Below are 13,328 nucleotides of genomic sequence, written 5' to 3'. Positions count from 1 at the left end.
CACTTTTCCTGCTTTAATGCAGTAAATTTGACTATAATATTCACATATCTCAAATCAAAGGCTGTAGGAAGTATATGTCTGAACACCGTAAACCTGAACAGGGTATAAAACTTCGTGGCGCGGAAAAAGTCGCAAGAATTCCTGTAAAAGTTATCCCTACGGTTGAAGTACCTCGCAAACCTGACTGGATTCGAGTCAAGATGACCGCTCCAGAAGAAGTTCAGCGTATCAAAACAACCTTGCGTTCACAAAAACTGCATACCGTATGTGAAGAAGCTGCTTGCCCTAACCTGCCTGAATGCTTCGGTGGTGGTACAGCAACCTTCATGATCATGGGCGATATCTGTACCCGTCGCTGTCCATTCTGTGATGTTGCACACGGTCGTCCAAATGCATTGGACCCTGATGAACCTCGTCACATGGCTGAAACCATTTCTAATCTGGGCTTAAAATATGCCGTGATTACCTCGGTTGACCGTGATGACCTTCTTGATGGTGGTGCTCAACATTTTGTTGACTGTATCAAAGAAGCGCGTGCATTAAGTCCAAAAACCTTATTGGAAATTCTGGTACCAGACTTCCGTGGTCGTATGGATATCGCCTTACGTATCATGACTGAATGTCCGCCAGATGTATTCAACCACAATATTGAAACTGTACCTCGTCTTTATAAAGCGATGCGTCCAGGTTCTGACTATCAGCACTCTTTAAACCTGTTAAAAATGTTTAAAGAATACTGCCCTGATGTGCCAACCAAATGTGGTTTGATGGTGGGTATTGGTGAAACCGAAGAAGAAGTAATTTCATTACTAGATGATCTTCGTGCACACGATGTGGATTACGTGACCATTGGTCAATATCTGCAACCGTCTAAGCAACATGCACCAATCGACCGTTTTGTTACACCAGAAGAATTCGAGCGTTATGCTGAACATGGCCGTAAGCTCGGTTTCAGAAATATCTGGTCTGCGCCAATGGTTCGTTCAAGCTACTTTGCTGATCGTCAATATCATGGTGAACCAGTACCAGCTGTACGTCGTAAAGCAGATCCTGCCAAGAAAATTGCAGTTCAAGCGATTGAAGCTTAAAGTTTCATAAGGCAATAAAAAAACACCACAATCGTGGTGTTTTTTTATGCTCTAGCACAAAGGCTTAAGCAATATGCTTTTGTACCACAATCGAGCCAACTGAATAGCCAGCACCGAAAGAAGAAATCACAGCGAATTCACCATTATCTACCTGCTCACCAGTACGATGCATCGCAATAATGACACCCGCAGATGAAGTATTGGCAAACTCATCCAAGATGATCGGTGCACGCTCAAGATCAGCATCTTTACCGACAACCAATTTTAAAATCAGTTCATTCATGTTGGCATTGGCTTGATGCAACCAGAAACGCTTGATTTGCTCAGGGGTTAATTCAAGTTTCTCTAATTGTGCAGAAATGATTTTTGCAACAAGCGGACAAACTTCTTTAAATACTTTACGACCGTCTTGACAGAACAGTTTGTCATCTACAACCGCATCTTCACTGCGATTTAAGAAACCAAAGTTATTACGGATATTATTTGAGAATTGAGTAAACAAATGAATATCTAAAATTTCAAAACCTGTTTTTGTTTCAGTTTCTTCAATAATTGACGCTGTCGCAACATCACCAAAAATAAAGTGGGCATCACGGGTACGATAATCCAAATGACCAGACGTGATTTCAACATTGAGCAATAACACACGGCGAGCTCCACATTTCACTGCATCATACGCTTGCTTCAAACCGAATGTTGCAGCAGAACATGCCACATTCATATCATAAGCATAACCTTGAATCCCAAGTGCAGACTGAATTTCAATCGCAACCGCAGGATAAGCACGTTGCATGTTTGAACACGCTAAAATCACCACATCGATGTCTTCAGCGGTTACACCTGCATTTTCCATCGCCTGTTTTGCAGCAATCACGCCCCACTCTGCTTGAAGTGAAAGCTCATCATTGCTACGTTCCTGCAAACGTGGACGCAAGCGTGTTGGATCTAAAATACCTGATTTTTCGACTACATAGCGACGTTTAATCCCTGATGCTTTTTCAATAAATTCAGGGCTTGAACCACGTAAAGCCTCGATTTCGCCCGCTTCGATTTGAGCTGCGTTGTCTTGGTTATATTGTTCTACATAAGCATTTAAACTTTCAACCAACTCTTCATTGGAAATAGATTCGGTTGGGTGAAATAACCCAGTACCTGTTATACGGATGCCCATGTAAAACTCCTGTAAAGAATGCTTCTAACTTTCATATTTCTCAGTTTAACCGATTGCTAATCGATCCCATAGTTTTTGTAATCTAGTTGGTGAAATAGGCAGCTTTGTCTTCATCGGTTGAGAAAACAAGGAAATTCTGAGTTCTTCCAACATCAAATACAATTCTTTGATTTTAGGATCTTTTTTAAATTTAAATACTTTGTCCATCCATGGATCGACATCATCAATTGCAGCAAGATCACGTTGTAGATTATTTGGCAATCGGTCTAAACGCAATAGCAGTGCTTTCAAATAACGCGGGTATTCCTGCCAAATCTCAGGTGACTGACTATAAACAAAGTCTGCCAACGACATTAAATCAAGCTGATCTTCAATATCATCCACACTGCGACCAAAGATACTTTGATCAAGTACCAGCAATTCACGGCGAATTTGCTGCCATTGGGTAAATATTTCAGTTAAATCAGCTAATGTCTGTTGACCATTTGCTAAAAACTGCTTTTTGGTTTCAGTCAATAACTGTTGAAACTCATCGGCATTTTTTGGTAGTTCCTGAATCGAAACCTGCAACGTTGCATAAACCAGCATTTGTTCCAGTTTTGCCCGCTCACCTAAAGGCGAATAAGCCAAAGCCAGCGGCTTGGAAATCTGCTTTTTCAATTGACGGATTAAATCCCCCAACTGCATATGCACCAGTCGAATCACCCCTTCACGATGTTGCTTGATCGCTTCATCCTGATCATTGAAGGTTTGAATCACCACACCCGACTCATCTTTCGCATCCAGCTCGACAAAAAGCTTGGTTGGTACCAACGCTTGATATTGCTTGACCACGACACCCGTGACTTTTTGCGAAGCTTCAAAAATAAAGTTGTCAGGGAAGGTTTTAAATTCACCTTTTTGCTGTTTCACTGGGCGATGGGTTTCAACACGACAGCGTGCTTTTAGCTCATCCAGATCACGCCCTTGTGCAATCAATTTGCCTTTTTCATCCAGCACCTTAATAAAAGGCACTAGATACTGATCAATCCGTTCAAAAGAAAAATCTTTTTCCGTAATCTGCTCACCACGTAAAGCAAAAGCCAGATAACTAAACAGATGTTCACGTAAATGCGTTGCATCTACGCCCTGCATCAGCTTTCTCGCAGTATCAGGAATTGGCACCAGATTACGGCGCTTATCTTTAGGTAAAGCTTTCAGTAATGCTTCGATCAAGTCTTGACGCCAGCCTGGAATTCCCCATGACCATTGCTTTTCATCGACTTGCGGTAATGCCTGTACAGGAATCTTAACCGTTGCACCATCTTCATCATGGCTTGGGTCAAATCGATAGCTAGCAGCCAAGCGCAATTGCCCACTATGCAAATAGTCAGGAAATTGTTGCGTGGTCGGACGATCATTCATCCATAACGCATCGTCTTCGACAAATAGATAACGTGGCTGATCAGGTTCGACGGTTGCACGCCAATCTTCAAAACTACGACGGCTGGCAATTTCCTCAGGCACTTTCGCTGCATAAAACTGATAAATGGTTTCTTCATCGACCACTAAATCACGACGGCGCAACTTATCTTCAACGCGCTCAACTTCCTCAAGTTTAAGGAGGTTGTGTTTTAAAAATGGCGGTGTAATTCCAAGATTACCTGTGGTCAAAGCATCACGTAAAAAGATTTCATGTGCTGCAGGCTGATCGACCTTTTCAAAGTTGATTAAACGCTTCGGCTCAATGATTAAACCAAACAACGAAATCTGTGCATAGGCATTCACAATACCCGCTTTCTTTGACCAATGCGGTTCAAAATAGTGGTACTTCAATAAATCACGCGCAGCTAATAAAATCCATTCAGGATCAATTTTTGCCAAAGTACGCAGATAGACCTGAGAGGTTTCGACCATCTCGAAGGCCATGACCCAAGCGGTATTGGTTTTATGCAAGGTACTGGCTGGGAACACTTTGGCTTTCTGCTGGCGTACTGCCATAAAGGTATTACGTTCATCTGTTTTATTGGCAATGAATGAAAGTAAACCAGTCAGTAAAGCGCGGTGTAAATTTTCATAATTAGCGCCCTTTTCATTAAAACTCAGTTTTAATCCTTCTGCCAGCTCGACCAGTTGCTGATGGGTCTGTTTCCATTCACGCAAACGCAACCAGCTTAAGAAATGCTGACGTGCAAATTGACGGCGCTTATTTTCCGTCTGCGTATCCGGGCTGGTTTGTATCGTATTCCAAAGCTTTAAATAGAATAAAAAGTCTGAATCCGCTTCTTTGAATAACGCATGCTTCTGATCGGCCTGCATTTGTTTATCGGCAGGACGTTCACGCGGATCTTGAATTGCCAAGGCACTGACAATAATCAACGTTTCTTTGAGTACGCCAAAATGAGCCCCACCAATAATCATACGGGCTAAACGCGGATCAATCGGCATACGAGCCATCATCTGGCCGACTTTGGTCAAATCATTCTTGCGCTCACTCAGTGCACCCAACTCGATCAGCAGTTTACGACCATCATTGACCAAACGAAAATCAGGTGGCTCGATAAAATCAAAATCTTCAAGACTACCTAAACCAAGGCTTTGCATTTGCAAAATAACAGAGGCCAAGTTGGTTCGTTTAATTTCTGGCTCGGTAAACTCAGGACGGCTTAAAAAGTCTTCTTCACTATATAAGCGAATACACACACCCGCCGCAATACGACCACAACGACCTTTACGCTGGTTGGCAGCAGCCTGTGAAATTGCTTCAATTGGAAGACGTTGAACCCGCGAACGATAGTTATAACGCGAAATACGTGCAAAACCACTATCAATCACATAGCGAATATTCGGAACTGTCAGTGCTGTTTCAGCGACGTTGGTCGCAATAATGATACGGCGACCTTTACCGCTTGGACTAAAAATCTTTTGCTGCTCAGCCAGTGCCAAACGTGCATATAAAGGCAACACTTCGGTATGACGAGGGCCATACTTCTGTAAGGTTTCCTGTAATTCACGAATTTCCTGTTCCGTACTGGCGAAAACTAGAATATCGGCATACTCAGGATGGCCTTTGCTTTCCGCATCAGCAAAACATTCTTCGACAGCTTGTACCACGGCACGCGGTAAATTTTCTTCGAAGTCATCAAACTCATCATCGTCACTGCCAACGATGCTTAGTTCTGAAATCGGACGATAACGCACTTCAACGGGAAAACTACGACCTTCGACTTCAAAAATCGGTGCGTCATAGAAATACTGGCTGAAGCGATTTACATCTAGCGTTGCTGAAGTGACGATCACTTTTAAATCAGGGCGCTTCGGTAAAAGCTGCTTGAGATAGCCCATGATAAAGTCAATATTGAGTGAGCGCTCATGTGCCTCATCAATAATGATGGTGTCGTACTTTGATAAGAACCGGTCATTGGTCAGCTCAGCCAACAAGATACCATCGGTCATCAAACGTACAATCGAGTCTTGTGAGCCCTGCTCGTTAAAACGGATTTTAAAACCGATAGATTCACCGAGTTTTTCACCGACCTCTTCAGCAATACGCTGCGAAACACTACGCGCAGCCAGACGACGTGGTTGGGTGTGACCAATCATACCCGTAAGACCACGCCCTGCCAGCATAGCAATTTGTGGAAGCTGTGTAGTTTTACCCGAACCCGTTTCACCCGCCACAATAATAACCTGATGCTTTTGAATCGCTTCAATCAAACGATCAGCATATTGAGTAACAGGTAAATCCTGATTGAGTTTAATCGTTGGGAGGCGTGCAAGGCGTTGCTTGACCTTGTGGTTAGACTGTTCAAACAGTTTTTCGATGTCTGCTGGTTGTGTTTTTTTATCTTTGCGCAGTCGATTTAAACGGTGACGGTCACGTGCCATAACCAATTGATCTACATTTAAATGACTCTGCACTGAACAGCTTTCCTGAAAAATAAACTAATCGGCTATTTTACGCCTTAAAGCCTTGCTATGCAAAGAAACTGCATCAATCTCCTGCTGATCTTGATACAGTCCCCTCCATTCAGCTTAGGGTTTCGGTGACTGGTCGAAGCGTTTCCGCAAGCGTTTGACATATTTTTTAAACGGCCAAGTGAACTGTTTCACAAAACTATTCGGGATTTTATAGCCCACTGTCCCATAAACACTTGCCAGATGATTCGGCATATACACACTTTTAAACAGCACATCATAAAATGGGATAAATGCAGCATAATTCTTATCAATTGCAGGCTTTTCAGATGAATGATGCCAATGATGAAACTCAGGTGTAGCAATCAACCAACGTAAATATGGGAAACGGAAACGCACATTGGAATGAATAAAAATCGCGTGAAATGAAATAAAAATCAGATAGGCAAATACAGCAGACGTATGGAAACCTAATAAAAATATCGGCAACGTTGCAATAAAGCGGGTCATCAACACTTCAACCACATGCAGGCGTGAAGAAGCCAGCCAGTCCATATATTCCGTAGAATGATGAATGGCATGGAAACGCCACAAAAAATTGACCTCATGCATGGCACGATGTAGCCAGTACACCACGAAATCCACCACAATCAGCAATTCAATAAATTGCAACCAGATTGGCTGAGCCTGCACATAAGGTACGATCGGGTTATTCGGCAAATGAGTAATCCAGTACTGGATCGGCATTACAGTTAAAAAGCTAAATAGTTGAATGCCGATATGACTGAACATGAAATATTTCATATCCGTCACCCAGCCGACTCTCAGGATTTTCTGTTCGGGATTTTTGGCAAAAAAACCTTCCAGAGGAATAAAAATCAGCGCCAGAATCACCAGCGTGAGGACAAAATAATCAATTCCTGCATAAAAAGGCACGCTGGGTAACATCGGCGCCTTGATCACACCACAACCTAAAATCGCAGCGACCAGAGCAAAACATAAACCATAAAAGCCATAGCGGTTCTGACGAATAATGGAGCTAAACGCGCCAAAACCGACACTCAGAATAATGCCGCCCATGAGGCTAAAATAAAATACATCATAATTTTTTGCGTAAAATGGTCGTAACTCAGGTGTGGTCATCACCGAAGGAAACAGAAAACACAATGCACCAAACAGGCAAAGTAGGCCTAAAGACAGGGAAATAAATGCACTAATTTTTCCCAAACCCGCATTGAGTTCCAGATTTTCAAATTTAGCTCTTAATTGATCAGTCATTGTCGGTATAAATTTCACTCTGGATGTCAGCACATCATGCTGATACATATCACATTATAATTTTTCTCAAATAGATACTATTTAGTATTTCAAAGAGTTACAGCTCATTTTAGACAAACACTTATTGAACCACAAGATCAATCTATGATCAGCCTCCTGTCTTGGCAGCTATTCCTATTCTTAACTCAACAACAAGAACATAAATACATAACATTTTGTGCAGTTTCATCCCATTGGTGTCTATATCCTTCATTCTCTAAAGCATCCGTAAATATTGGAGAAAGTTTAAGCGTATATCTTGGTTTTTTATATATTTTTAGATTTTTTCAATTTTACCCTTGAATTTTAACAGCGTAGACTTCATGTTGTTATGCACATTAGTTTTCAGATGTTTTGTCATGTTTGCTTCATTTTTATGTCGTCAAATAGAGCAGAAATCTTTGGGTGAAAGTCGTTTTGATTGAGTTATTCAATTTTCCGATTTTAGTCATGTAAAAATACTATTTCCCCAATAACTAAAAATTATTTATTCTAGACCTCGTAAACAAGTAAGGCGTTAGCCTCTCAATAAAACCTCAATCATGGAGACAATGATGAGCTTAATTAATACTGAAGTTAAACCATTTAAAGCAACTGCGTACCACAACGGTCAATTTGTTGACGTATCTGAAGCAGATCTTAAAGGCAAATGGTCTGTTGTATTCTTCTACCCAGCTGACTTTACTTTCGTATGTCCAACTGAGTTAGGCGACCTTGCTGACAACTATGCTGAATTCCAAAAATTAGGCGTTGAAATCTATGGCGTGTCTACTGACACTCACTTCACGCACAAAGCTTGGCACGACACTTCAGACGTTATTGGTAAAATCCAATACCCATTGATCGGCGATCCAACTTGGACGCTTTCTAAAAACTTCGACGTATTAATCGAAGCTGCTGGTCTTGCTGACCGTGGTACTTTCGTAATCGATCCAGAAGGCAAAATCCAAATCGTTGAAATCAACGCTGGTGGTATCGGCCGTGACGCATCTGAACTTCTTCGTAAAGTAAAAGCTGCTCAATACGTTCACGCTCACCCAGGTGAAGTTTGCCCAGCTAAATGGAAAGAAGGCGAAGCTACGCTTGCTCCATCTATCGACTTAGTTGGTAAAATCTAATTATTTAGATTAGACCCAATGGTCAGAAACCACCCTTTTTAGGGTGGTTTCTTTTTGTCTGCCTTCTTTAAAAATACTCTCTTACTCCCGCCTAAATTTTATAGCTAATTTTTTACAATTCTTATACTTATAAGTTTATAGCCAGTCTCATTTATCAATTGTCAGATGATTGGAGTTGGAGTACTGTCAAATCATAGAACACCAGAGTTGTTAAATATGTACTAAAAGATCAAATCAATATGGGGACGAATATATGGAAAAATCTGTTGTTGTAACCTCTTGGAAATACGATGTTTCTTCACGCTATTTAAAAATCTTTTATAGCAATGGCTCAGGCGAGCTTTACCATCCCGTTCCAGAGTTTATCTACAATAACTTGCTTCGCACCAATGATAAAACGGCCTTTGTGCATAAATATCTTGAATTTGATCTGCACTTTAAACGACTCTGTATTTCAGCTTAAAGCATAGAAAAAATCAGCCCTTATGGGCTGATCTGTTATTTAACGCTGACTCATTTAAGCCACATCTTGCTGCTCAATATATTTGTCTAACATCTTCTGCTTGGCCTCGGGATAGACATTGATTCTGTCCAGATTGCCTTGATAGTGCTGTACCACACGATCATCCATAATTTTTGACCACCATGATGGAATAAATGCGGGCAAAATCATTGCGCCATACCCTGCTGGTAACTGCGGCGCATCTTCAAAGTGGCGTAAGGTCTGAAAGCTTCGGGTTGGATTGGCATGATGATCAGAGTGGCGCTGTAATTGGTATAAGAACAAATTGGTCACCACATTATTATTGTTCCAGCTATGCTCAGGCAACGTCCTTTCGTATTGACCATTGGCCTTTTTCTCACGCTTCAAACCATAGTGTTCAATATAATTTACCGACTCGAACAAGGTAATCGCATAAGCCGCTTGCGTCAGTTGAAAAGGCACAGAACGCAGACCAAATTTGCTCAACATCGCCGCATGGTACACAGCCGACATTGCCCAACCATGAATCAACTCATTTTCTTTACAGAAAAAAGGCAGTTTCTTGCGTTCTAAGCGATTCTTTTCAATCTCGATCGCCGATTTAAAGCTGCCAACCACAGTACGTGGTAAAAATTTCCAGAAGCTTTCGCCAAATTGGGACGATGCAGGATCTTCAGGTGTCGCAACACGACGATGATGTCCATAAGGATGTTCGATTCGGAAATGGTTATAGCCCGATGGCGCCAAAGCCAAATGCGAAAGATAGTGTTCCAGACGCCCTGTTTTGTGGCTCAACTCATGTGCGGTATTAATCGCAATGCCATTAACCATGCCCACCAAGGTTCCCAATAACACCTGATCTGCGACTGGGGTATCTTTACGACTAGCAAGATAAGCCCCATAAAGATTTGCAGCATATTGCAGTGGAATATACAGTTTCACAATTCGTGCGTAATACGGATCAGCCTCAAGACCTGCAATCGCCTCTACGGGTGGGTTTTCCGTATCTTCACCAATGAATTTATCCAGCGTTGGAATCACGCCATGTAAAAATAACGGGCCAAATGAAGCAAAGAATTTTTTAGTTTTTTTCGGGCCAAACTGATAACCCGCCAAGCCACTCATGGCAATCGCAGGAACCGCCAAACCCAATAACCACAAATGACGTTTTTTATCTTTAAATGTTGTCGTTGCTTGCGCTACATCAAGCTGTGTATGCATATTCATTAGAATTCCCTCAATCAAACACATCTGTTTTGCTTGAATTGATTGTGTCCTTTTGCAGCAACCCTATATTATCATTTTAAGACTTGCTATTATCATTTTAAGACTTTACTGAGTTTTTATTGTGCAGAAGCAGCAGATTCCTGTTATTCCATCACGTTATTATTCACGACTGATTGAAATATTGATCGCGACTCATCAATACAGCAATGACGTGTTGATCGCTTTGCAGCAACAACTGGCAACAACAGAACTGTTGTCCATTCAACAGATTGAACAATTTATTGAAATTGGTTTAAGTCTGCCCAATACCCAAGATCTGGCCTTTGAACTGGGTAAAAATCTTAAACTCAGCTCGCATAGTCTGGTGGGTTATGCGCTGATGACCAGTCCGAATCTGGAGCATGCGCTCAAATTAATTGCCCAGTATTTTAGATTGATTATGCCAAGTTTTAAGCTCAGCATTCAGTTGCCAGCCCATCAACAAAAGGTTGAACTGTTATTTGAACCGATCTTGCAAATGAATAAACAATGTTTAGCCTTTCATATCGAAGCCATTGCGGTAGCCTTTTACTACAGTCTGCTCGAGTTGGCTGGTCAGCAGTTGCAACGTTATCAAATTTATCTGAGTATCCCTGAACCGAGTTACCAAGAACGTTATCTCTCTTTAATCAAAGCCAATTTTCATTTTAACTACACTTGGCTCTCAGGAATCCGTGTCGTTATTGACCAGCAACAACTTGCACTGCCCTTACCTTTGGCGGATGCGCATAGTTTAAAAGTAGTTGAACAACGCTGTCAGGAACAAATCCAGAAGATTTATCATCAAGGTGAAATTGTGGAATGGGTCAGTATGATGCTCAGACAAGCCAATCAAGTCCCCACCTTAACTGAATGTGCCAAAGTCCTGAATATTTCTACAAAAACGCTGCAACGCTATTTGCAGCAGCAAGGTGTTGAATTTCAGGTATTAAAACAGCAGATCAGTACTGAACGTGCCATTGATTTGTTAGAGAATTCTTGCTTTACCATTACAGCGATTGCTTATGAATTGGGTTATTCCAACCCTGCCAATTTTACCCGTGCCTTTAATAAAGTGGTGGGTTGTAGTCCACAAGCTTATCGCTTAAACCACCAAGATAAAATCAATTCACTTCAAGATCACCATACATAAGCCCGCTCCAATCGGCAAAGTTGTACTCATGTAATGTCCATCATTCTTGATCAATTCCAGAAAGGTTTTTACTTCGGCAGCATGAGAAATTACGTTATCAATAATCAAGGTACTGCCCGCGTTTTGTAATAAACGCTTTAAATCGGCCCAGTAACTGACGTAATGAATGCGCTCTGCATCCAGTAAAATAAAATCAAACGGTTCACTGGCTTGCGCCAGAAAATCCGCGGCATCTCCCACCCAGAAATCAATTTGCTGTTCTAACTCAAATTCTTCTGCATATTTTTTCGCTTGAGCACTGCGTAAAGGATCAATTTCTACAGTTTGAACGTTGCCATCTACTGCTTGGGCAGCCTCAGCCAACCATAAGGTTGAATAACCAGTAGAAGTGCCGATTTCCAGAATACGTTTTGATTGCTGGCAACGAATCAACATTGCCAATAATTTTGCCGACTCAGCTTCAATATTCCGATAGCGACTCAGACGATCAGACTGTTGAGCATCATGTTGCTTGAACTGATCATATAAATCAGAAATACGTTGTAAGAATACACTACTGGTCATCTCTGACTCCCCAAATGCCAAGTCGGCAAATTACGCTTAGGTCGCTTGAATCAATTTAAAACGGGGCTGGATTTGTCCATCAGCCAGTTGAACCGTTTCAGTAAACATTGCCAATGGGCGTACCCACATTGAATAATCGCCATATAAGCATTGATACACGACCAGCTCCTCTTCAGTTTCACTATGACGAGCAACATGAAAGACCTGATAAAGTTGCCCTTTATAATGTTGATAGATGCCGCGCTGTAATGCCATATTGCTTATCCTCTATTTATGCCACGCAATGATTGCAGTTGTATAACAAGTTTGATTGTACTGATTTTTTTATCGAAAGATACATTTCAAAATTCAACGGATAAATTAAAAATTCAAAAAACCGATCAAAATAATAAAAACATACTGTTTTACCTATTTATAGTTTTTACGTACTATAGCCTCATTGAATGAATTTACTGATTTAAAAGTCTTAGGGTTTGGAGAAATACATGTTAGATCAAAATATTAAAACTCAATTAAAAGCTTATTTAGAACGTTTAGAAAGTCCGATCGAACTGGTTGCTGCTTTAGATGACTCGGATAAAGCAGAAAAAATCAAAGAACTGGTGACTGAAATCGCGGAACTTTCTGATCAGGTTACGGCGCGTTTTGACGGTTCAAACGCTCGCCGTCCTAGCTTTGGTGTAGCGAAAGCAGGTGAACAACCGCGTGTATTCTTTGCTGGCTTACCGATGGGACATGAGTTTACCTCTTTGATCTTGGCATTGTTACAAGTCTCTGGTTATGCGCCAAAAGTGTCTGATGAAGTCTTGACTCAAATCAAGGGCTTAAACTTGACTGCAAACTTTGATGTGTTTGTTTCATTGAGCTGCCATAACTGTCCAGATGTAGTGCAAGCACTCAACTTGATCGCGATTAACAACCCAAATACCACAGCGACCATGATTGATGGTGCTTTCTTCCAGGATGAAGTGGAAGAACGCAAAATTTTGGCTGTACCTATGGTATTTCAGGACAATGAGCATATCGGTCAAGGTCGTATGACTTTGGAAGAAATCGTTGCCAAATTAGATACCAACTCTGCTGAGAAAGATGCAGCGGCAATCAATGCCAAAGATGCGTTTGATGTATTGGTGATTGGTGGTGGCCCTGCAGGTGGTACAGCAGCAATCTATGCAGCACGTAAAGGCATTAAAACAGGTATCGTGGCTGAACGCTTTGGCGGTCAGGTGATGGATACCATGGATATTGAAAACTTTACCACGGTGCAAAAAACAGTAGGCCCTAAGTTTGC

The 13,328-nt window shown here is 41.5% G+C and carries 11 protein-coding genes; 5 read left to right on the top strand and 6 right to left on the bottom strand.

Annotation, left to right across the window (positions count from 1 at the left end; translation table 11 throughout):
• Window positions 1–74 precede the first annotated feature (74 nt).
• Window positions 75–1,088 (top strand): lipoyl synthase, encoded by a 1,014-nt coding sequence (gene lipA / locus EC846_RS02805; RefSeq protein ID WP_004772671.1) that lies wholly within the window; start codon window positions 75–77, stop codon window positions 1,086–1,088.
• A 64-nt stretch (window positions 1,089–1,152) separates the two neighbouring features.
• On the opposite strand, the gene EC846_RS02800 is transcribed toward lipA, so the two are convergent.
• The 3 genes from EC846_RS02800 to EC846_RS02790 all read right to left on the bottom strand — a co-directional run bounded on the left by EC846_RS02800 (window position 1,153) and on the right by EC846_RS02790 (window position 7,434).
• Window positions 1,153–2,259 (bottom strand): beta-ketoacyl-ACP synthase III, encoded by a 1,107-nt coding sequence (locus EC846_RS02800; RefSeq protein WP_123774101.1) that lies wholly within the window; start codon window positions 2,257–2,259, stop codon window positions 1,153–1,155.
• A 45-nt stretch (window positions 2,260–2,304) separates the two neighbouring features.
• Window positions 2,305–6,159, bottom strand: a complete 3,855-nt coding sequence (gene hrpA, locus EC846_RS02795; protein ID WP_123774099.1) for an ATP-dependent RNA helicase HrpA — start codon at window positions 6,157–6,159, stop codon at window positions 2,305–2,307.
• A gap of 114 nt (window positions 6,160–6,273) precedes the next feature.
• The gene (locus EC846_RS02790; RefSeq protein WP_123774097.1) at window positions 6,274–7,434 is read right to left on the bottom strand and encodes a sterol desaturase family protein; all 1,161 of its coding nucleotides are present in this window, start codon (window positions 7,432–7,434) and stop codon (window positions 6,274–6,276) included.
• Window positions 7,435–8,027: 593 nt separating this feature from the next.
• Between EC846_RS02790 and ahpC the strand changes: the two genes are divergently transcribed.
• On the top strand, window positions 8,028–8,591 hold the full coding sequence (ahpC, locus tag EC846_RS02785) for an alkyl hydroperoxide reductase subunit C (protein ID WP_004772679.1): 564 nt from the start codon (window positions 8,028–8,030) through the stop codon (window positions 8,589–8,591).
• 253 nt (window positions 8,592–8,844) lie between these two features.
• Complete coding sequence (locus tag EC846_RS02780) at window positions 8,845–9,054, top strand: KTSC domain-containing protein (protein WP_003652651.1); 210 nt, start codon at window positions 8,845–8,847, stop codon at window positions 9,052–9,054.
• A 54-nt stretch (window positions 9,055–9,108) separates the two neighbouring features.
• On the opposite strand, the gene EC846_RS02775 is transcribed toward EC846_RS02780, so the two are convergent.
• Window positions 9,109–10,302 carry an alkane 1-monooxygenase gene (locus tag EC846_RS02775; RefSeq protein WP_123774094.1) on the bottom strand — a complete coding sequence of 398 codons (1,194 nt, stop codon included), beginning with the start codon at window positions 10,300–10,302 and terminating at the stop codon, window positions 9,109–9,111.
• A gap of 121 nt (window positions 10,303–10,423) precedes the next feature.
• On the opposite strand from EC846_RS02775, the gene EC846_RS02770 reads away from it, so the two are divergent.
• Window positions 10,424–11,473: a helix-turn-helix domain-containing protein gene (locus EC846_RS02770; protein ID WP_123774092.1), complete on the top strand. Its 1,050-nt coding sequence runs from the start codon at window positions 10,424–10,426 to the stop codon at window positions 11,471–11,473.
• Here the strand turns inward: EC846_RS02770 and EC846_RS02765 are convergent.
• Window positions 11,450–12,037, bottom strand: a complete 588-nt coding sequence (locus tag EC846_RS02765) for an O-methyltransferase (RefSeq protein WP_123774091.1) — start codon at window positions 12,035–12,037, stop codon at window positions 11,450–11,452. The two genes, EC846_RS02770 and EC846_RS02765, sit on opposite strands and share 24 nt — an antisense overlap.
• Before the next feature lie 36 nt (window positions 12,038–12,073).
• Complete coding sequence (locus EC846_RS02760) at window positions 12,074–12,292, bottom strand: DUF1653 domain-containing protein (RefSeq protein ID WP_004772684.1); 219 nt, start codon at window positions 12,290–12,292, stop codon at window positions 12,074–12,076.
• 230 nt (window positions 12,293–12,522) lie between these two features.
• Here EC846_RS02760 and EC846_RS02755 point away from each other — a divergent pair.
• A partial coding sequence (locus EC846_RS02755; RefSeq protein ID WP_123774090.1) for a thioredoxin family protein occupies window positions 12,523–13,328 on the top strand: 806 nt, incomplete at its 3' end.

Source organism: Acinetobacter sp. BIGb0102, assembly GCF_003815055.1.
GTDB classification, from domain to species: Bacteria; Pseudomonadota; Gammaproteobacteria; order Pseudomonadales; family Moraxellaceae; genus Acinetobacter; species Acinetobacter vivianii.
This window is presented reverse-complemented; position numbering and strand designations above follow the sequence as displayed.

Bases quoted from the DNA above. Each gene is read 5' to 3' on its own strand.
- EC846_RS02775 (WP_123774094.1), bottom strand. From the start codon at position 10,302: ATGAATATGCATACACAGCTTGATGTAGCGCAAGCAACGACAACATTT.
- EC846_RS02780 (WP_003652651.1), top strand. From the start codon at position 8,845: ATGGAAAAATCTGTTGTTGTAACCTCTTGGAAATACGATGTTTCTTCA.
- EC846_RS02760 (WP_004772684.1), bottom strand. From the start codon at position 12,292: ATGGCATTACAGCGCGGCATCTATCAACATTATAAAGGGCAACTTTAT.
- EC846_RS02765 (WP_123774091.1), bottom strand. From the start codon at position 12,037: ATGACCAGTAGTGTATTCTTACAACGTATTTCTGATTTATATGATCAG.
- lipA (WP_004772671.1), top strand. From the start codon at position 75: ATGTCTGAACACCGTAAACCTGAACAGGGTATAAAACTTCGTGGCGCG.
- ahpC (WP_004772679.1), top strand. From the start codon at position 8,028: ATGAGCTTAATTAATACTGAAGTTAAACCATTTAAAGCAACTGCGTAC.
- EC846_RS02790 (WP_123774097.1), bottom strand. From the start codon at position 7,434: ATGACTGATCAATTAAGAGCTAAATTTGAAAATCTGGAACTCAATGCG.
- EC846_RS02800 (WP_123774101.1), bottom strand. From the start codon at position 2,259: ATGGGCATCCGTATAACAGGTACTGGGTTATTTCACCCAACCGAATCT.